Origin of the sequence: Actinoplanes rectilineatus (assembly GCF_000962825.1) — a bacterium.
Classification (GTDB): Bacteria; Actinomycetota; Actinomycetes; order Mycobacteriales; family Micromonosporaceae; genus Actinoplanes; species Actinoplanes rectilineatus.
In genome coordinates this window covers 137,130-156,524 of record NZ_JZKF01000013.1, presented here as the reverse complement: position 1 = coordinate 156,524, position 19,395 = coordinate 137,130, and the positions used below count along the sequence as shown (strand labels likewise).

The 19,395-nt window shown below is 72.0% G+C and carries 18 protein-coding genes; 7 read left to right on the top strand and 11 right to left on the bottom strand.

The genetic code is table 11. The annotated features are described in order from the left end of the window. Positions 1 to 474: 474 nt before the first annotated feature. Positions 475 to 3,063 (bottom strand): ATP-binding protein, encoded by a 2,589-nt coding sequence (locus WH85_RS13240; RefSeq protein WP_045742115.1) that lies wholly within the window; start codon positions 3,061 to 3,063, stop codon positions 475 to 477. A 97-nt stretch (positions 3,064 to 3,160) separates the two neighbouring features. Here WH85_RS13240 and WH85_RS13235 point away from each other — a divergent pair, with 97 nt between their 5' ends. After that, a complete protein-coding gene (locus WH85_RS13235) occupies positions 3,161 to 4,216 on the top strand; it encodes a class I SAM-dependent methyltransferase (RefSeq protein WP_045742114.1) in 1,056 nt (351 codons plus the stop codon). 80 nt (positions 4,217 to 4,296) lie between these two features. Then, positions 4,297 to 4,800, top strand: coding sequence for a hypothetical protein (locus tag WH85_RS13230; protein ID WP_045742113.1), 504 nt, complete (start codon positions 4,297 to 4,299; stop codon positions 4,798 to 4,800). An 18-nt stretch (positions 4,801 to 4,818) separates the two neighbouring features. On the opposite strand, the gene WH85_RS53710 is transcribed toward WH85_RS13230, so the two are convergent. Further along, entirely contained in the window at positions 4,819 to 6,030 is a 1,212-nt protein-coding gene (locus WH85_RS53710) for an FAD-dependent monooxygenase (RefSeq protein WP_045742112.1), read from the bottom strand. 255 nt (positions 6,031 to 6,285) lie between these two features. Between WH85_RS53710 and WH85_RS13220 the strand changes: the two genes are divergently transcribed. Continuing rightward, positions 6,286 to 6,717, top strand: a complete 432-nt coding sequence (locus WH85_RS13220) for a VOC family protein (RefSeq protein ID WP_045742111.1) — start codon at positions 6,286 to 6,288, stop codon at positions 6,715 to 6,717. 875 nt (positions 6,718 to 7,592) lie between these two features. On the opposite strand, the gene WH85_RS13215 is transcribed toward WH85_RS13220, so the two are convergent. The 5 genes from WH85_RS13215 to WH85_RS13195 form a co-directional block, all read right to left on the bottom strand. Beyond that, positions 7,593 to 8,246, bottom strand: coding sequence for a response regulator (locus WH85_RS13215; protein ID WP_045742110.1), 654 nt, complete (start codon positions 8,244 to 8,246; stop codon positions 7,593 to 7,595). Continuing rightward, positions 8,243 to 9,496, bottom strand: coding sequence for a sensor histidine kinase (locus WH85_RS13210; RefSeq protein WP_245673924.1), 1,254 nt, complete (start codon positions 9,494 to 9,496; stop codon positions 8,243 to 8,245). Before WH85_RS13210 ends, WH85_RS13215 begins: the two co-directional genes overlap by 4 nt. Positions 9,497 to 9,509: 13 nt before the next feature. After that, complete coding sequence (locus WH85_RS13205; RefSeq protein WP_045742109.1) at positions 9,510 to 10,250, bottom strand: ABC transporter permease; 741 nt, start codon at positions 10,248 to 10,250, stop codon at positions 9,510 to 9,512. Further along, positions 10,247 to 11,146, bottom strand: coding sequence for an ABC transporter ATP-binding protein (locus WH85_RS13200; RefSeq protein WP_045742108.1), 900 nt, complete (start codon positions 11,144 to 11,146; stop codon positions 10,247 to 10,249). Before WH85_RS13200 ends, WH85_RS13205 begins: the two co-directional genes overlap by 4 nt. Before the next feature lie 87 nt (positions 11,147 to 11,233). Then, positions 11,234 to 12,439, bottom strand: coding sequence for a glycosyltransferase (locus WH85_RS13195; protein ID WP_045742107.1), 1,206 nt, complete (start codon positions 12,437 to 12,439; stop codon positions 11,234 to 11,236). Positions 12,440 to 12,564: 125 nt separating this feature from the next. Here WH85_RS13195 and WH85_RS13190 point away from each other — a divergent pair, with 125 nt between their 5' ends. Continuing rightward, a complete protein-coding gene (locus tag WH85_RS13190; protein WP_045742106.1) occupies positions 12,565 to 13,011 on the top strand; it encodes an SRPBCC family protein in 447 nt (148 codons plus the stop codon). On the opposite strand, the gene WH85_RS13185 is transcribed toward WH85_RS13190, so the two are convergent. Further along, positions 13,002 to 14,591 carry a phytoene desaturase family protein gene (locus WH85_RS13185; RefSeq protein ID WP_045742105.1) on the bottom strand — a complete coding sequence of 530 codons (1,590 nt, stop codon included), beginning with the start codon at positions 14,589 to 14,591 and terminating at the stop codon, positions 13,002 to 13,004. The genes WH85_RS13190 and WH85_RS13185 overlap by 10 nt on opposite strands. A gap of 86 nt (positions 14,592 to 14,677) precedes the next feature. On the opposite strand from WH85_RS13185, the gene WH85_RS13180 reads away from it, so the two are divergent. Then, positions 14,678 to 15,142: an SRPBCC family protein gene (locus WH85_RS13180; protein WP_045742104.1), complete on the top strand. Its 465-nt coding sequence runs from the start codon at positions 14,678 to 14,680 to the stop codon at positions 15,140 to 15,142. 119 nt (positions 15,143 to 15,261) lie between these two features. Here WH85_RS13180 and WH85_RS13175 read toward each other — a convergent pair whose 3' ends face one another. After that, positions 15,262 to 15,858 (bottom strand): hypothetical protein, encoded by a 597-nt coding sequence (locus WH85_RS13175; RefSeq protein WP_245673923.1) that lies wholly within the window; start codon positions 15,856 to 15,858, stop codon positions 15,262 to 15,264. Between the two features lie 241 nt (positions 15,859 to 16,099). On the opposite strand from WH85_RS13175, the gene WH85_RS13170 reads away from it, so the two are divergent. Further along, the gene (locus WH85_RS13170; RefSeq protein ID WP_045742102.1) at positions 16,100 to 16,309 is read left to right on the top strand and encodes a hypothetical protein; all 210 of its coding nucleotides are present in this window, start codon (positions 16,100 to 16,102) and stop codon (positions 16,307 to 16,309) included. Here the strand turns inward: WH85_RS13170 and WH85_RS13165 are convergent. Continuing rightward, positions 16,297 to 16,680 (bottom strand): hypothetical protein, encoded by a 384-nt coding sequence (locus WH85_RS13165; RefSeq protein WP_045742133.1) that lies wholly within the window; start codon positions 16,678 to 16,680, stop codon positions 16,297 to 16,299. The genes WH85_RS13170 and WH85_RS13165 overlap by 13 nt on opposite strands. A 424-nt stretch (positions 16,681 to 17,104) precedes the next feature. Here WH85_RS13165 and WH85_RS13160 point away from each other — a divergent pair, with 424 nt between their 5' ends. Further along, positions 17,105 to 17,461, top strand: a complete 357-nt coding sequence (locus WH85_RS13160) for a DUF6401 family natural product biosynthesis protein (RefSeq protein ID WP_045742101.1) — start codon at positions 17,105 to 17,107, stop codon at positions 17,459 to 17,461. Between the two features lie 277 nt (positions 17,462 to 17,738). Here the strand turns inward: WH85_RS13160 and WH85_RS13155 are convergent, their stop codons facing one another. Next, positions 17,739 to 19,106 (bottom strand): mechanosensitive ion channel family protein, encoded by a 1,368-nt coding sequence (locus WH85_RS13155; protein WP_045742100.1) that lies wholly within the window; start codon positions 19,104 to 19,106, stop codon positions 17,739 to 17,741. Positions 19,107 to 19,395: the final 289 nt, after the last annotated feature.

Genomic DNA, 19,395 nt, shown 5'->3' with positions numbered 1-19,395 from the left:
CATCGGGTGCAGACACCACCCCAGGCCGACGAGCGCACCCCGGAAGCCCACAGCAAGAGCACCCGATCACGACATTGGGAACGCCCACCACCCGAAACAGGACGGCCACCGCCCCCAACCGCATGATCGGGCGCAAACACCAACCCCACAGACGACACCCGCACCCAATCACGACACTGGGAACGCTCACCACCAGGAACAGGACGGCCACCGCACCCGATCACCACAGCGGGAACGCCCACCACCCGAAACAAGACGGCACGCGCACCCGATTACCACAGCGGGAACGCCCACCACCCGAAACAAGACGGCACGCGCACCCGATCACCACAACGGGGACGCCCACCACCGGACAGAATGGCCAACGCACCCGACCGCAACATCGGGTGCAGACACCGCCCGAGGACGGCACGCGCACCCGAACCCCCACGCCCGGCGCGCCCGGCGAGTGGGAGCGGGCCGCGTAGAGGGCTGTCAGTGGACTCCGGGGAGCAGGCCCAAGGCACGGGCCCGGGACACCGCGTCTCGGCGGGAGCCGGCGGCCAGCTTGCCGAGGATCGCGGCGACGTGGGCGTCGACCGTGCGGACCGAGAGGACCAGCCGACCGGCGATCTCCGGGTTCGTCAGGCCCTCGCCCAGCAAGCTAAGCACCTCGGACTGGCGACCGGTCAGGCCTGCCGGATGGTGGCGGGCGGCCGCCTGCGGTCCGCGCGGTATGCGCGGCACGCCACGGTCGCGCATCGTCGAGCGGAGGCGGCGGGCCAGCGGCGCCGCACCGATCCGGTCGCACAGGGCGAGCGCCGCCCGCAGGTCGTCGGGGCGGTCGCTGTGGCCCAACGCCAGCGCCTGCTCGTAGGGGCTTCCGGCTGTGGCGAACCGTTCGACCGCCTCTTCCGTTCGGCCGAGAGCGAGTAGCGCGTACCCCGATGTCGTTGATGTGAGCGGGACCTGCGCGCCCAGCTTGCGCAACCAGTAGGCGAAGCCGGCCAGCCGGCGGCCGCCCTCGGCAGCGAGTGTCTGCTGGTATACCGGGGTGAGGCGGGCTGCGACGGTGTGGTCGCCGCGCAGCCAGGCCGCTTCCGCGAGGGCCGCGCCGGCCGGGCCGAGGCGTTGAGCTTCGCCGATGCGGCGGGCGTGGTCCCAGGCGCCGGCCAGGTGTTCGTCGCCGCCGGGCAGTCCGCGGCGGATCCGGGACAGGCCCAGCACCACCAGTGCGGGTGGGCGCATGTTCGGGGACGCGTTCTCGGCCCAGCGGGCGCGGCGTTCGGCGTCGTCCCATTCGGCGCGGGCCAGGTGTACCACCGAGCGGGTGATCTGCAGGTAGCGGAGGAAGCCGAGTACTTCGGTACGTTCGGCGAACCCGATTCCCTCGTCGAGCAGTGCCGCCGCCTCGTCGAGGTGCAGGTCGTCGATCAGGTGCCAGGCGTAGTTGGCGTAGGCGCGGCAGGCGTGGTCGTCTTCGCCGGACGCGAGCGCCACGGACAGGCTCTCGGTCAGCATCTTCCGGCCTCCCGGGTCGCCGAGATCCCAGAGGGCGTAGCCGACGTTGTTCAGCGCGTGGGACAGCACCGCCGCGTCACCGGCGGCGCGGGCCAGGGTGATCGCGCGGCTGCCAGCGGTGACGGCTGCGGTGCTCTGCCCGGCCAGGACCAGTAGTTGTGCCTGGTTGCTCAGCCCGAATGCGAGGGCCGGTTCGTCGCCGGCCTGTTCCAGTACGGCGACCGCCTCGTCGCCGGTCTCCTCGGCGGCGGGACGGTCGCCGGCGTACCAGTGCAGGCGGGACAGCCGGCGCAGGGCCAGGCCGAGCGCCACCTGGTCCGGCAGGGTCCGTCGCAGCGTGACCGCTTCGCGCTGGGCGGTGGCCGCCGGGTCGGCGAGGCCCAGCATGTACGCCTCCTCGGCGTAGGCCTCCAGCAGTCCGGCCCGGTCGGCCGGCCCGAACGCGTCCCGATGATCCAGCACCAGCCGGTAGTGCGCGGCGGCCTCCCGGTGGGATCCGGCACCGGCGGCCTCGGCGGCGGCGGCCGGCGCGTACGCCACGATCACGTCGGCGTCGCCGGCCTCGGCGGCGTGGTGCACCAGCCGGGACAGGTCGGCTCCGCCGTGCGCGAGCAGCGCGGACAGCACCGCCCGGTTGGCGGCGATCCGCCGGGACGCGGTCAGGGTGGACGCCACCGCCCGGCGCATCAGCTCGTGCCGGAACAGCACCCGGGACGGTGTCACGGTCAGCATGCCGCGCTGTTCGGCCGGGCCCAGCACCGGCAGCCCGCCGGGCACGGTCGCGTCGATCAGCCAGTGTTCGACGGCGGTCGGCACCACCGCGAGCCCGCCCAGCGCCTCCCGGCAGGCCGGGTCCAGCAGTTGGAGGCGGGCGTGGACCGCTTCGGTGACGGTCACCGGCACCGCTTCGGTGTCGCCCGCGCCGAGCACCTGGGTCACGAAGAACGGGTTGCCGTCGGTGACGGTAAAGACCCGGTCCGGGTCGAGCCCGTGCTCGCCGACCATCCGGCGGACCGCCCCGGCGGAGAGCCGGGACAGTGGCAGCCGCACCATCGGGGCTGCCGCGGCCAGCCCGAGCAGCGACCGCACCGGGTGGTCGGCGCCGATCTCGTCGTCGCGGTACGTCACGACCAGCACGACCGGCAGGTCGACGATCCGGCGGACCAGGAACCGCAGCACGTCCAGGGTGGCCTCGTCGGCCCAGTGCAGGTCCTCCAGCACCAGCACCGCCGGGTGGCCGGGCCAGTCCAGTTCGGCCCGGAACGCCTCGAACACCCGGGACCGGTCGCCGGACGCGAGCGCCTCGGTCAGTCCGGCGCCGACCGAGCCGACCAGGTCCCGCAGCGGTCCGAGCACCCGCGGGGTGGCCAGGTCGTCGCAGTATCCGACGAGGAGCCGGCCCTCGGCCGGCAGCACCGGGCGCAACGCGGACACCAGGCTGGACTTGCCGATCCCGGCCTCGCCGGTGACCAGCACGACGCAGCCGTGACCGTCCCGGGCCCGCCGGGCCGCCGCCCCGAGCTCGGCGAGCTCGTGCTCCCGTTCCAGGAGTGGCCGCCCCATAGCAGCGACCCTAGGTTCCGATCCGGGTAGCCGCCCGCCCTGAGCTAGGTAGCCGACACGGATTCCCCCGGCCGCGCCACACCGTAGAACCGAAGGTATGACAGTCAACGAGCAGAAACTCATGGACTTCGTGCACCGTTTCGTCGGCGACCTGGGTGCCGCCGTCGCCGCCGGGCACATCGTGATCGGCGACCGGCTGGGCCTCTACCAGGCGCTCGCCACCGGGGCCGCCCTGCCGGAGGAGCTGGCCGAGCGGACCGGCACCGCACCCCGCTACGTCGAGGAGTGGCTGCGGGGTCAGGCGGCCGGCGGCTACGTCGAGTACGACCCGGCCGACGGGCGGTACTCGCTCACCGAAGAGCAGGCGTTCGCCCTCACCGACCCGAACGGCCCGATCTTCGCCCCCGGCGCGTTCCAGCTGGCGCTGGGGGCGTTGCGGGCCCAGGACCGGGTGGAGCGGGCGTTCCGCACCGGCGAGGGGCTCAGCTGGGGCAGCCACGACGAGGACGTCCACGCCGGGTGTGAGCGGTTCTTCCGGCCTGGGTACAGCGCGCACCTGATCGCGGAGTGGCTGCCCGCCCTGGACGGAATCCTGCCACGGCTCGGCGACGGGATCCGGGTGGCCGACGTGGGCTGCGGGCACGGGGCGTCGACGGTGCTGATGGCGCAGGCGTACCCCGGATCGTCGTTCACCGGATACGACTGCCACACCGCCTCGATCGAGCAGGCGCGCAAGCGGGCGTCCGACGCGGGACTCGACGGCCGGGTCGGCTTCGAGGCGTCCAGCGCGCAGGACTTCGGCGGCGGACCGTACGACCTGATCACCACCTTCGACGCACTGCACGACATGGGTGATCCGCTGGCGGCGGCCCGTAACGTGCGGTCCCGGCTGACCGGCGACGGCACCTGGATGATCGTCGAGCCGGCCGCCGGGGAGACGGTCGCGGACAACCTCAACCCGGTGGGGCGGGTGTACTACTCGTTCTCGGCGTACCTGTGCGTCCCGGGCGCGCTCGCCCAGGAGGGCGGCTGGTCGCTCGGCGCGCAGGCCGGCGAGGAGCCGATCCGGCGGCTGGTCACCGAGGCCGGATTCACCCGGTTCCGGCGTGTCGCGCAGACGCCGTTCAATCACGTCTACGAAGCTCGCCCGTAAGCGCTACGCCCGGTGCAAGGCCGACGGCAACGGGGTAGGTAAGAATGCTGTCAGCCTGACACAGGGAAAGAGGACCGCGCGTGACGGACGAACCGCTCTACGCACAGCTGGGCTACACCGACGCCGAGTGGGGCCTGCTCACCGGGCTTCCGCAGTCGGTGATCACCGCAGCCAGCGCCGCCACCCCGGACAGCGCCCGCAAGACCCGCGCCGAGAACCAGGCCGGGCTGGACCGGATCTCCGACGCCCGCGCGTCGGCGAGCGCACTGGTCTCGACGGTCGCCGGTGCGGCCGTCGCCGAGGCCGGTGACCCCGAGATCGGCGAGGAAGCCCCGATCATCGAACCGAACGACCCGGAGGCCTACGTCCAGGACGTGTTGTCCCGGGCGGGCGAGGCAGCGGCGTTGCTCTCCGCCAAGGCCACGGTGGCCGACGCCGAGACGTACCGTCACTGGCTTCTGGAGATCACCGACGCGGTGGTGGGTGCCGCCTCGACCGGTGGTCTGCTGGGTATCGGCGCCGAGACGGTCACCGAGGACGAACAGTCGTTCCGGGACCATCTCGCCCAGGCGCTGGCTGCCTGATCTCCTGGCGGCCGTCCCTCACCGGGGCGGCCGCCAGCTCAGGACCGGGTCCATCTGCCGGAGGACCAGGTCCGGGCCGAGCATGCCGGCCAGCTTCATCCCGAGATTCCGGGAGAACACGGCGAGCGGGTGGCTGAGGCCGGCCACTCTGCCCACTCTGCGTGAGGCTTCAGAGACTTTTCTCGTACGCGTGACGCGCTCTGCCGAGTAAAGAGGTAATTCGCCTGCTCGGGCCGCGACGACCAGTGCATCCTCGAGTGCCTGGCAGGCACCTTGCCCCAGATTCGGGGTCATCGCGTGCGCGGCGTCACCGACCAGCGCCACCTTCCCGCTGTGGAACCGAGGAAGCGGCTCGTCGAGGCAGCGGATGTCGGTGCGGGTCACCTCGTCGGCGGCCGCGATCAGTGCCGGGATCGGCTCGTGCCAGCCCCCGAAATGCCGCAGCATCTCGGTCCGCTCGTCGCCGGCTCCTCCCGCCGTCGCAGGCACGGCATCGCCCGCCGTCGCAGGTGCGGCATCTCCCGCCGTCGCAGGCGCGGTATCTCCCGCCGTCGCAGGCGCGGTATCTCCCGCCGTCGCAGGTGCCGTGGCGTAGCAGTAGACCCGCCCGTCGCCGAGCACCATCACTCCGAACACCTTCCCGGCGCCCCACGTCTCGGCCGGGTCCAGCCTGCCCCCGGGATGCGGCACCACGATCCGCCAACTGGTCACCCCCGTGTACACCGGGCCGGGATGCTCCGGGAACAGCGCGGCCCGGATCGGCGACCGCAGCCCGTCGGCCGCCACCACCAGGTCGGCGGTGAGCGTCCCGTCCGCGGTCGACACCCGTCCCGCCTCGGCATCGACCGCCCCCGCAGGCATACCGAGTCGTACCGTCCCCGGTGCGAGAGCACTCGCAAGCGCGTCGACGAGCGTCGCCCGGTGCACCACGATCACCGGGTCGCCGTACCGTGCAAGTGCCCGGTCCGCATCGGTCCGGGTGATCCAGCGGCCGTCCGGGCGCTGGATCCCGGCCGTACCCCGCAGCCCGGCCAGCCCCCGGATCCGCTCGCCGACGCCCAGCACGTCGAGCACCCGGAGCGCGTTGGGCGCCACGGCCAGCCCGGCACCGACCGGTTCCAGCGACGAGGCCCGTTCCAGCACGGTCACGTCCCAGCCGCGCCGCTGCAGTGCCAGCCCCGAGGCCAGCCCGCCGATCCCCGCCCCGACCACGACCGCCCGTCGTCCCATACCCCTCATCCTGCTCCCCCGCAGTCACAGCCGTCTGCATGCAGCCGTCCAACCGCTGCCTTACTCACGCGCTGTCTCCGGCCGATGCCGCACGATCGTTCGTGCTGTCCGGTTTCCATCTCGGGCGGTCACACCCGGTTTCCGTCTCAGGCAGTCGCACCCGGCTTCCGTCTCAGGCAGTCGCACCCGGCTTCCGTCTCGGCGGTCGCACCCGGTTTCCGCCCCGGAAACGACGAGTCCAGCCACGATGAAGGCATGACGGACACGACGACGACGCCCCCTCCGCCGCAGGTCTGGCCCAGCCTGCGCGCCAAGGACGCCCGGGCGCTGATCCGCTTCCTCGTCGAGGCGTTCGGCTTCGAGGAGACCGTGGTGTACGGCGACGGCGACCAGGTGGACCACGCCCAGCTCACCTGGCCGCTGGGCGGCGGCATCATGCTCGGTTCGGCCCGCGACGACCCGTTCGACCAGTGGCCCTTACGAGCCGGAACCTTCGGCGCGTACGTGGTCGCCGAGGACATCGACGCCCTCCACGAACGAGCCGCCAAAGCCGGTGCCGAAATCCTGAAGCCCCCTTTCGACACCGACTACGGCTCCCGCGATTTCACCGCCCGAGACCCCGAGGGCAATCTGTGGCAGTTCGGCACCTCCCGCGGTGAGTCCCCCGCCCCCGCCCCCACCGACTGACCCACCCCACCCACCCCACCCACTCCTCTACTCATCCGCTGGTCAGCTCATCCGTTCTTCCGACCGCTTGTCTACTTGCATGCCCGTCTGTCCGCTTATTTGCCTTCCCGTCCGCATATCCGCCCGTCCGCCTATCCATCCGCCCGTCCGTCCTCATATCCGACCGCCCGTCCTCATATCCGCCCGTCCACTCGTCCGCCCTCCCCGTCAGCCCATCCGCCCCTCAACCCGGCAGCCCGTTCGCCCGTCTACTCGGGGTCCAGCCGTCGCTGATGGCTGACTCCCGCCGCCCGAACAACCGTGCCCGACGGCCCAACCCGCTCAGCCGTCGCCCACGGTCCACCCAAGGGCCGAAAACAACCCTGGACGACGGCCGGACGACCCCAAGCCGTCGCTGGTGGTCCGTCCACGAGCCGAAAACAACCCTGGACGACGGCCGGACAGCCCCAAGCCGTCGCTGGTGGTCGATCCACAAGCCGACAACGACCGTGGACGACGGCCGGCAGTTCCCAGCCGTCGTCCACGGTCGGCCGGCGTTTCCGGAGAGCCGTGGGCGACGGCTGCCACGGCTCGACTCCGCGCGGCAGCCATGAACGACGGCTGGACCCCGAGTGGACGCGCGAACGCGCGAACGCGCGAACCGGCGAACCGGCGAACCGGCGAACCGGCGAACCGGCGAACCGGCGAACCGGCGAACCGGCGAACGAGCAAACGAGCAAACGAGCAAACGAGCAAACGAGCCGAATCGTCGCTACCCGCGGGGAGGCTCACGGATGGCACACACGGGGGTGAGGCTCTCGCGGCAGGTCAGCCCGGAGGCGGCGGCACAAGGCCGAGTGGGCAGGTGGCCGCGTGGTAGCGCGGGAGGTGTGGCGTCAGGAGGGGCCGTCGACGCGTACCCCCAAAGGGAGAAGGCCCCGCTCGAAGGCCGCGCCTACCGCCGACGCCCGGTCCCGCACGCCGAGTTTCGCGTAGATGTGCAGCAGGTGGGTTTTGACCGTGGCCTCGCTGATGAAGAGGCGTGCTGCGGTCTCCCGGTTGGTGCAGCCCTGGGCGGTGAGGGCGAGGACTTCCCGTTCGCGGGGGCTGAGGGACTCCTTGACGGGGGTGGGGGCGCGCAGGCTGCCCATCAGGCGGCCGGCCACCGCCGGGGAGAGGACCGGTTCGCCGCGGTGGGCGGCGGCCACGGCGCGGAAGAGTTCTTCGCGGGGGGCGTCCTTCAAGAGGTAGCCGGTGGCGCCTGCTTTGATCGCGGGCAGCACGTCGCCGTCGGTGTCGTAGGTGGTCAGGACCAGGATGCGGGCGGGTGAGCCGGCCGCTTTCAGCTCGCGGATCGCGGTGACGCCGTCCATCACCGGCATGCGCAGGTCCATCAGGACGACGTCGGGGGTGACCGCGGCGGCGACCGTCAGCGCCTCGCGGCCGTCGGCGGCCTCGCCGAGGACGGTGAAACGGCCGTCGCCGGTGAACATGCCGCGCAGGCCGTCGCGGACCACCGGATGGTCGTCGACGATCAGCAGGCCGATCATGCGAGGCCGCCGACCGGGATGGCCGGTACGCAGGCGGAGATCGCGGTGCCGGCGCCCGGTTCGGATTCCACGTCGAGGGTGCCGGCTATCCGGGTGAGGCGTTCGCGCATGGCCCGCAGGCCGAAGCCGCCGGTGTCGGAGACGGGGCGGGGCAGGTGCGGGTCGAAGCCGGCGCCGTCGTCGCGGACGTCCAGGGTCACCAGGTCCTCCATGTAGGAGAGGGTCAGTGCGACCCGGCGGGCGTGGGCGTGCCGGGCCACGTTCGCCAGGGTCTCCTGGGCGGTACGCAGCAGTGTCGCCTCGATCTCCGGCAGGAGGCGGGCGGGTTCGCCGGTGACGATCAGTCGGGCGTCAGTGGTGGTGTGCAGGCCGGACCAGCCGCGTACCACGTCGGCGAGGACGTCCGGCAGGGGCGCGGCGTCGAGTTGCTGGGGGCGCAGCGCCTGTACGGATCGGCGGGCTTCGGACAGGCTCTCCCGGGCCAGGCGCTTCGCGGTGGCCAGGTGCCGGTCGCGGTCGCCGGGGTCCGCCCCGGCAGCCTCGGCCGCCTCCAGTTGGGTGACGATGCCGGTCAGGCCTTGGGCGAGCACGTCGTGGATCTCGCCGGCCATCCGCTGGCGTTCGTCGAGCACCCCGGCTTCGCGGGCCTGGACCAGCAGCTGGGCGTGCAGGCCCGCGTTCTCCCGCAGCGCCTCCTCGAGTTTCGTGTTCGCCTCGGCCAGTTCGTCGATCATGCGGACGCGGCGGCGGGCGTCCCGCTCGTTGCGGGTCTCGACGTAGAGCATCACGCCTGCGATCAGCAGGTTGGCGGCGACCACGACCAGGAAGGCGATGACCCCGCCGAAGACGGCGAGTGTGCCGAATCCGCCGACCTGGGAGAGCCCGGTGATCGCGGCGCCCGGGACGGCCCCGGCGATCCGCCACCGGCCGGGCAGGGCGTAGATCACGAAGAGGTTCGCGGTCCAGGTGAAGAAGCCGAAGAACGGGCTGCACCAGACGAGGAGCAGGTTGCAGCTGAGCAGACCGACGAAGAAGACGGTCATGTGGACACGGCGGGTGGCCCAGTGTGGATGCAGGGTCACCCACCAGAGGATCCAGGCGGCGGTGAGGGCCACCGCCGCGAAGATCTCCGGCGCTGGGCGGTGGGTGATGTGCGGCGCTTTCACCACGAACGCCAGCGCGGTGGCGATGCCGAGTGTGGTGAACGGCAGCCAGCTCCGCCAGGCTTTGCGTTCCGGCGCTTCGGTCACGTCCGTCAGTCTCTCAGGACCACTGGAACAGGCGGGAGGCCGCGACGCCACAGATCAGCAGATAGCCGAGGAGGACCGCGACGGACAGCGGGTTCGGCCAGGAGCCGGTCATCGCCTCGTGCAGGGCCCGTTCGGCGGCGCCGAGCGGCGTGAAGTCGCCGATCCGCTGTACCGTGGCCGGCATCGATTCGCGCGGCGCCCACAGTCCGGCGAAGAACATCGACGGGAAGAACAGCAGCGTGCCGACGGCGTTGCCGGCTTTGCCGGTGGGGACGAGGGCGGCGACCAGCAGGCCGATCGCGAACACCCCGGCGCCGCTGAGCAGGAACGCGATCAGGAAGGCCGGCATGTTCGCGGCGGGCTGCACGTCGTAGACCAGGTAGCCGACCGTGATGCACAGGGCCGCCGCCACCACCGCCACCAGCAGGTTCGCGACGAGTTGGGCGCCGAGCAGGGCGACCGGGTGGACGGGGGTGGTCGCCAGGCGGCGCAGAACACCCTTCTCCCGGTACGTGGCGAGCGCCGCCGGCAGCATCTGGAGGCCGAGCATCGCGAGCACCAGGGTGACCGCGATGCCGACGTACAGGTCGATGATCCGCAGGCCGCCGAGCTCCGGCACCGGTTCGCGGAATACCCGGATCGCGCCGAGGATCACGACCAGGGCAGTCGGGAACAGTACGGCGAAGAAGATCGCCAGTGGTTCGCGGACGAGCAGCCGGAGTTCGGTCGTGGTGAGCTTGACGAAGACGGTCACGACTCCTCCCTGCCGGTGAGGCGGACGAAGGCGTCGTCCAGGGTGGCCTGTTCCAGGCGCAGTTCGACGGCGACGATCTGGTTGAGGGCGAGCGCGGACACCACCGCGTGCAGCAGGTTGCCGTTTCCGGACACTTCGATCCGGTCGCCGTGCCGGGTCAGGCGGCGCACCTCGGGCAGGGTGGTGAGCAGTGCGTCGGCGAACGGCACGGACGGCCGGAACCGGATGGTCTGCTCGTCGGAGGTCTGCTGGACGAGGCCGGCCGGGGTGTCCAGGGCGACCACCTCACCGCGGTCGATCACCGCGATCCGGTCGCAGAGGCGTTCGGCCTCCTCCATGAAGTGGGTGACCAGCAGGACGGTGACGCCCCGGCCGCGGATCTGCGAGATCAGCTCCCAGGTGTCCCGGCGGGCCTGCGGGTCCAGGCCGGTGGTCAGCTCGTCCAGGACGGCGATCCGCGGGTTGCCGATCAGGGCGAGGGCGATGGAGAGGCGCTGTTTCTGGCCACCGGAGAGTTTCGCGTACCGGGTGGTCAGCTTCTCGGTGAGGCCCAGGTCACCGGCGAGCTGCCGCCAGTCCGCCGGGTCCGGGTAGAACGTCCGGTACAGCTCGAGGGCCTCCCGGACGGTGAGCCGGTCCGGCAGCTCACCCTCCTGCAGCTGCACGCCGACCTCGGCGCGCAGGCTCCGGTCGGCCGGTGGGCGGCCCAGCACCGTGATCCGGCCGGAGTCCGGGGTGCGCAGGCCGCCGATGCATTCCACCGTGGTGGTCTTTCCGGCGCCGTTCGGACCGAGGATCCCGAAGATCTCGCCGGGTTCCACCGTGAACGACACGTCCCGCACGGCGACGGTGTCGCCGTACCTCTTCGCGAGCTTCTCGACCTCGACGACTGGCATGCACCAAGCGTGGCGGACCGGCAGGGGTGCCCGGATCGACCGGTGGGCGGCCGAACGGATCCACCGATCGGTGGATCCGGACTACTCCTACGCCGCCGCCTCACTGCCGGCGCTGGTACGCCGCAGCCCACTCACCGCCGAGTAGATCGAGCCGATCTGAGCGGCGACCCGCTTCCACGAGTACGCCTGCCGGGCCCGGTCCAGTGCCGCGGTCCCGTACGTGAACCGGCGGACCTTGTCGTTGACCAGCCGGCGCAGGGCACCGCCCAGGGCCCGCGGGTCGCGGGCCGGCACCAGGTCGCCGGTCAGCCCGTCCACCACGGTCTCGGTCAGCGCGCCCACCGAGGTCCCGATGATCGGCACTCCGCACGCCATCGCCTCCAGGGCGGCCGGGTCGAACCGGTCCGACGCGGCCCACGGGGCGGCGACGAGCAGGTCGGCGGAGCGGTACCAGTTCGGCATGTCCCGGTACGGCACCTGGCCGACCAGGCGGAGACGGTCGGACACCTTGAACTGTTCGGCCATCGCCCGCAGCAGCCGGGCGCCCGGGTCGGCGGTCAGCTGCTCGGCCGGTGGGCCACCGACCACCACCACCTCGGCGCCGGGCACGTACCGCATCGCCTGGATGACGTCGCCGAAGCCCTTACGTTCGACGAGCCGGCCGACGGACAGGATGCGGGGTCGTTCCGGGTCGCGGTGCACGGCCGGCCCGTCCGGGCTGAACCGTTCGCTGTCGACGCCGGCGGGCACGACCGACAGCCGGGCCCGGGGGACGCCGATCCGGACCAGTCCGCGGACCTCGTCCTGGGTCTGGGCGACCACCCGGTCGACCGCACGACCCAGCGCGCGTTCGTAGCCGGCGCGGGACGGGCCGTTCGCGGTCTCCCGGTCGTCGTCCCGGGCGCCCAGTTCGTGGAAGGACTGCACCACCGGGATGCCGACCTGCCGTGCCGCGGTGACCGCGGCCAGGCCGCTCGTCCAGAAGTGGGCGTGTGCCACGTCCGGGGTCCAGTCCTCGTCCCGCCACTGTTCCCGGAGTCGCCGGGCGAACTCGCCCATGTGGGGCAGCAGCAGGCCGGGTGGCGTGGGACGGGAGGGCCCGGCCGGGATGTGGACGACCCGAACGCCGCTCGGGGTGGGAACCACCTCGGCCACGTCCGGATCCTCACGACGGGTGTAGACACGGACGTCATGTCCAAGCTCGGCCAGCGCGGTGGAAAGCCCGGAAACGTGGGCCCCCTGGTCCCCGCCTCCGAGCGGGCTGGCGTGCTCGGAGATCATTGCAATTCGCACAGAGTCTCCTCTACCGCTTGTATCGCAGGCGACGAGTTCGGATACCCGGTGCCGATTGCCCCACTGCCCGAGGCGTAAACATGACCCGGCCGTTACAAGCGTCCTGAGCAGGGTAATCAGCTGTCGTGGCCACCGTCTCGCGCACTGTCGCAGCACCACCCGATCGGGTTTTCGCCGTCCTCGCCGACGGCTGGACGTACAGCGACTGGGTGGTGGGCACCGCCCACATCCGGGACGTGGACGAGGAGTGGCCGCAACCGGGCTCGAAACTCCACCACAAGGCGGGGCCGTGGCCGCTGTCGCTGCACGACTCGTCGACCGTGCTGAGCTGCCTGCCGGACCGGCGGCTGCGGCTGGAGGCCGGGTTGTGGCCGTTGGGGTCTGCGGTGGTGGACATCATCCTGGAGGCCACGGCCGGCGACCAGACCCGGGTGATCATGCATGAGGAGTTCGAGCAGGGGCCGTTGAGCTGGGTCCAGAACAAGATCAACGACCTGCTGCTGCACCGCCGCAACGTGGAGACGCTCAGCCGCCTCGCCGACATCGCCGAACGCTGGGACGGTCAGCGGTAGACCGCCCGGTGCGCGCCGTCGATCAGCGCCCGGTAGGCCCGGCCCGTCACGGCACGGTCCCGGGCCAGCGCCGCCCGGGCCGCGTTCGCCCCCGGCGCACCGTGCACCCCGCCGCCCGGGTGCGCCGAGGCGCTGCCCAGGTAGAGCCGGTCCACCGGGGTGTCCGGCCGGCCCAGCCCCGGGATCGGCCGCAGGAACAACTGCTGGAACGCCGCCGACGTGCCGCCGCCGAGCGCCCCGCCGACCAGTGACGGGTTCTCCCGTTCCAGGTCGCCGGGGGCGAACACGTTGCGGCCCTCGACCATGCCGAGGAAACCCGGCGCGTGCGACTCGACCACGGCCTCCATCCGGCGTACGTGCTCCGCGATCTCGTCGGCGTGCCAGGACTGGCGGTGCGGCAGATGCGTGTACGCCCACATCGCCTCCGTTCCGGCCGGCGACCGGCTCGGATCCGCCGTGGTCATCTGCCCGAGCAGCAGGAACGGGTCGGGGGGCAACTCGTCGACCGCGATCCGGGCCGCGTACCGCGTCAGCCCGTCGAGGTCCGCGCCCAGGTGCACCGTCCCGGCCCCCACCGCCGCCGGGTTCTTCCACGGCACCGGGCCACGGACCGCCCAGTCGACCTTCAGTGTCGCGCCGTCCCAGCGGAAGTGCGCCAGGTCCTCCACCATCCGCGGCGGCAGCCACCGGTCACCGACCAGGTCCAGGAACAGGGCCGGGGCGGGCAGGTCGGCGATCACCGCGCGACGGGCCCGCCAATCCCGGCCGTCCACCGTCCGCACCCCCATCGCCTGCCCCCGGGCCACCAGCACCCGGGCCACCGGCGACGAGTACACGATCTCGCCACCGCGGGCGGTCAGGCGCCGGACCAGGGCGGACGTGAGCTCCTGGGCGCCGCCGCTCGGCACCGGCCAGCCGTACTCCTGGCCGAGCATGGCGAGCAGCCAGCCGTACACCCCGCCGCCGGCGTCCTCCGGTGACAGGTCGGTGTGCAGGGTGCACCCGGCCAGGGCCAGTTTCGCCCCCTCACCGTCGAACAGTTCCGAACCCAGCTCGCGGACCGACAGCACCAGCCGCCGGGCCAGGCGCAGGCCGCCGCCGACCCCGAGCCGGCGGGCCAGGGCGAGGCCGTTGCGGACCGGCGGGAACGGGTCGAACAGCGTGGCCAGCATCGGTGCGGAGACGTCCCGCCAGTCGTCGTACGCGTGCTTCCACCGCTCCCCGTCGCCGGGCGCGAACTGCTCCACCGACGCCATCGTGGTCGCCAGGTCCCGGTCCAGGCTCACCGCACGGCCGTCCGGCAGCAGATGGGTGAGGACCTTCGGGGCGTGCGTCCAGCTCAGTCCCTGCTCGTCGAGGTGCAGGCCGCGCAGCACCGGCGAGGTGTAGCCGAGCGGGTAGAACGCACTGAACAGGTCGGAGAGATAACCCGGCGCGGTCACGTGACCGGAACGCACCGCCCCACCCGGATGTGGCGTGGCCTCCAGCACACGCACCGACCAGCCGGCGTCGGCAAGCAGGTTCGCCGCCACCAGACCGTTGTGACCTGCACCGACGATGATCGCGTCCACGGTCTCCACACCAGCACGCTACCCACCTGTGCGTTTGGCACGCCATTTCCCGGGCACCGGTAGTGCCGAGAGCAGAAAACAGAAGGGAGATCCTCGTGAGCACGGTTACCGAGTTCGTCGACGTGAACGTACCGGTGAGCACCGCGTACAACCAGTGGACCCAGTTCGAGGAGTTCCCGCGCTTCATGGACGGCGTCCGGGAGATCCGGCAGATCGACGAGACCCGCATGCACTGGGAGACCGAGGTCGGCGGGGTGCACCGCGAGTTCGATGCCGAGATCACCGAGCAGCTGCCCGACGAGCGGGTCGCCTGGCACACCACCGAGGGCGAGAAGCAGGCCGGCGTGGTCACCTTCCACCGGCTCGACGACGCCCACACCCGGGTCACCGTCCAGATGGACTTCGAGCCGCAGGGTTTCGTCGAGATGGCCGGCGACAAGCTCGGCGTGATCGACCGCCAGGTCAAGGGCGATCTGAAGCGCTTCAAGGAGTTCATCGAGAGCCGCGGCGGCATCGAGACCGGTTCGTGGCGCGGTCACGTCGATCGCCCCGGAGCCTGAGAATCCACCACCTGAAGATCACAACAATCATCTTGTACGACCTACGCAGAAGTACCGTGCCTGAACGCCGGGTGGGTGCCGCACCGGCCCTCACCCGGCCGCCGGGCTGAGATCGGTGGTCACCCCTCGGGCGTACCCAGCCGGCGTTCGTCCGCTGTGGTCGCCAGCCGCCGCAACTCCAGGCTGCCGACCCCGGACCGGGCCCGCACCGAATACCGGTCTCGGGTGCCGCGATAGCCCGGCTCCCGGAGCACCCGCCCCGCGGCGGTCCCGTTGTTCGCCGTCCACGGTGTGGTGACCGACCCCGCGCCCTGGTCGAACCGCAGCCGGAACGGCGCATCGGTGTCGGCCGCCAGCACCGCCGTGCCGATCCCACCGGTGAACGTGACCGTGACCGTCCCGTCCGGCGCCGGCAGCCACACCTCGGCCAGACCGGACGTGCCCAGGTCGAGACGCTCGACCCGGCCGTGCCGGAGGTTCACCTGCTGCTCGCCGGCCCCGTCCGGCAGTGCGATCCCCCACCGGACGTCCCGGTTCAGCACGATCCGCACCTCGTCCAGCCCGTCGCCGCCGGTACCGCGCAGGCCCACCACGACCCGCCCGCCACGGCGGGTGACGACCGGCGCCACGCCCGCGTCCGGTTCGGTGCTGATCCGGTACAGCAGTCCGGGAAGGGTCGCCGTCTCGACACGTACGCGACTCGCCGCGTCACTCACCGTGAGCCATGCTCCGGTGCGGTCGAGTAACGGACCTGCCTGGACCCGATCCGGCGCCGACGGCTGCGGCCGGGGCGGCGCAGGCGTGGGTGGGGTGCACCCGACCGCTCCGACCAGCATCGACAGACACGGGACGAGCACGCTTGAGTGACGGCGACGCAAGGCGAGGGGCACCATCGGACAACGGAGAATCGGCCGAACGGGTGACGGCGTTTCGTCCTGATCGAGACACACTTTCCGAGTGCGATCTGCCGGATTCCTGTCTGAACGTCAGCGCCGTTTCGCCTGGGTGGCCTTCTTCCTCTCGGCCTTCCAAGCGCCACTGGCGGCGAAGCTCGTCGATGACGCCTCATGGTTCTTCGCCATAGTCGTGTCACTCGTCGTAGCCACCGTGATCATCGCGGACGACTCTCAGCGTCGCCGCCCCCAGGCGGTCGACTACCCGGAGTGACCGGGTAACGCCTCGTGGCCGGGCCGCCCGCGTGTCCGGCGGTGTTCTTTGAGTTCCGCCTCGTACAGATGACGGCGCCCGCCGGCCAGACGGTCCCGGGCGTCGCGTTCGACGGCGCGGAACTCCGCGTGGTACCCGTCGTCGAACTCCTCGACGATCTGGAACGTCCAGCGTCCCGGGACGACGTTGCGGCCGATCAGATCGTTCCGGATCCGGTCGGCCACCTCACCGTGCCCGGCCTCGGCGAACAACGTCACGGCCTCGTCCAGGGCGAAGTCGGCGCTGCCGATCAGCTGGTGCATCGTGTAGAGGTGGCCGCGGGCCCGCTCGACCGTCTCGAGTGCCTCGCTGAGCTTGCCGAGCGCCAGCACGGTCGTGTCGTCGAGCCCGTCCGGCCGCCGATGCTCCCGATCCGGCCCGTCGGCCGTCCGCCCACCCGCCGGGCGGTCCGCTGCTCGCGTCCCCGCCGGCCCCGCCGCGGCCCGCCCGCCCACCGCGCGCTCGCCGGTCTCCGCTTCTGCCACGGCACCTGTGTTCCCCGCGCTGCCCGCCTTGAACCGATCCGAGCGCTTTTCCCGACCGGTTCACCTTTCCGGGGTACGGCCGCGGGCCCGTTCGCGTCCGGGCACGGCCGCGAGCCGGTTCGCGCCCGGGCACAGCCGCGGGCCCGTTCGCGCCCGGGCACAGCCGCGGGCCGGTTCGCGCCCGGTACGGCTGCGGGCCGGTTCGCGCTTCAACCGATCCGCAACGGTGCGAGAAACGTTCGGGCACCCCGGGCTACCTAACGTTCTTCTCATGAATGGCCTGTTCAGCAACGCCGCCGCCCGCGCTGCTCAGCGCTCCGCCCACTCGTCGCTCGCCGACCTGACCGCCGTGGTCGGCATCAGCGGTTTCGCCGCCGCCGACGCCAACCCCGGCCTGATGTCGATCGTCGACCAGCACTCGGCCGGAGTCCGCGACAGCCTGTCGGCCGACAAGCGCCCGCTGACCGCGGTGCTGCTCGCCGCGTACGCCGAGGGTGTCCGCGACGCCGCGTTCCAGCACGGCTGGACGGCCCCCGAGGGCGAGATCGACTGGTCCGAGGACGACTGGGTACTCCGTCGCCTGCTCGCCGTCTGCGCGCTGGCCCGCACGCTGCCCACCACCCGCTGACCCGCCCCGACCGCACCGGGTCCGCCGCACGCTGAACCGGCACTCCTCCGACGACCGGGCTGCGTCCGCGTCCGGCCATCACTTCCCCGATGACCAGGCTCCGATCCGCCCCCGACGGCACCTCCCCGACGACCAGGCTCCGATCCGCTCCCGACGGCACTTCCCCGACGGCCGGGCTTCGGCCCATCCCTGAACGACCGACTCCCGACCGCCAGGGGCCGGCACCCACCAGGTGCCGGCCCTCAGTCGTACCCGCATCGCGCCGTAGGTCAGATGTTCATCTCGGCCTGGGCTTGTCCCGGGGCAGAGGCAGCGTCTCCGTCTCGTCGGTGTCCGGCAGGGGAACCACCTGGGTCCGGTCCCCCTCGTCGGTGTCCTCCACGTTCACCGACGCGTCCGGCTCCGGATCCGTGATCACGGTCGTCTCGCCGCTCCCCGGCCCCTGGGTGATCACCGCGTTCTCCGTCTCCCGGGTAGTGGCGGATCCGGCATCCCCGGTGGTGGTGTCCTCCGGCCCCTGAGCGGTCCGGCTCTCCGGCCGGACTCCGGGGGTGAAGACCGTCGGGCCGGCCGGGGCGGGCGCGATCGCGTCCGTGGTGATCACCTGGGTCTCGTCCGCCGACCGTTCCCGGGCTTCCGCCTCCGCGCGCTCCCGCTCCGCCCGGCGCGCCTCCTCGGCACGACGGTTCTCGGCGATCCGGGCCTCCTCGGCACGATGCGCCTCCTCCGCGGCTCGGGCCTCGGCGAGTCGGGCCACCTCCACAGCCCGTGTCTCCTCCTCGGCGAGGCGGGCCTCCTCGACCCTGCGGGCCTCCTCCGCGAGGCGGGACTCTTCGGCGAGACGGGCCTCCTCGACGATCCGTGCCTCTTCGGCCCTGCGGGCCTCCTCCGCGAGACGCATCTCCTCGGCTCGGCGGGCCTCCTCCTCGGCCGCGGCCCGGGCGCGTTCCTCCGCGCGGGCGCGGGCCTGTTCGCGGATCGCCGCCGATTCGGTCGCCGCCCGCTCCAGCCATCCCTCCCAGCGCTGCTGCATCGGCCGGACCAGACCGCCGCCGACCCCCACGATGATCACGCCGGCCACCGTGGCCAGGACGGTGATCAGCAGCGGACGGGTGACCGCCGTCGCGATACCCACCTGGTCCAGTGCCGCGATCACGCCTAAGGTGACGATCACGCCGGCCGCCACGCGGGCCAGCAGACGGGCCGTCCCGCCCACGCCCAGTACCGTCCGGATCAGGTCGTGGGCGGCACCGGCGATCGCGGCCGCCACCACCAGCACCACGACCGCCACGAACAGCTGCGGCAGCCACGAGATCAGGCCGGTCAACAGGTCGCTCACCGGGTTCGGTCCCCACAGCCCGAACGCCAACTGGAGGGCGATCAGCATCACCGCCCAGAAGACCAGGCGACCACAGAAGTCGGTGGCCGCGGCGGTCCGGTCCTTCAGCAGGCGGCCGGCGATCCCCCGCTCGACGGCCCGGTCGAACCCGGCGCGGCGCAGCGCCTTCACGGTCAGCGTTCGCGCCAGCCACGCGAGTAGCCAGCCCACCAGCAGGATCAGGGCGAATGCCACCGCGTACGGCAGGAACAGCACCACCGATCGCCACATGTCGCTCAGCCCACGGCTCAGCCCGTCCCCGGTCATCCGCCCTCCTCAAGATCCTCGAGACGCCTTCCACGCCTCAACGAATCACCGGCCGGAGGATTACCCCGTAGCCGCCCGTGAATATCGACCGACGGCACTCCGAATACGCGGACACGGAAAAGCGACCGCCACGCCCCGTCCGGTGGATCACGCGGGAAGCGGGGCATCCCGGAGCACCGATGCCGCTCAGCTTGAGTTGATCAATGCCGTGACCGGTAACCATGCGATCGCTTCGCCGCGGCGACTCGTCGGCCGTGGACGGTGGTCGCTTTCAGCTCACGGATGAACC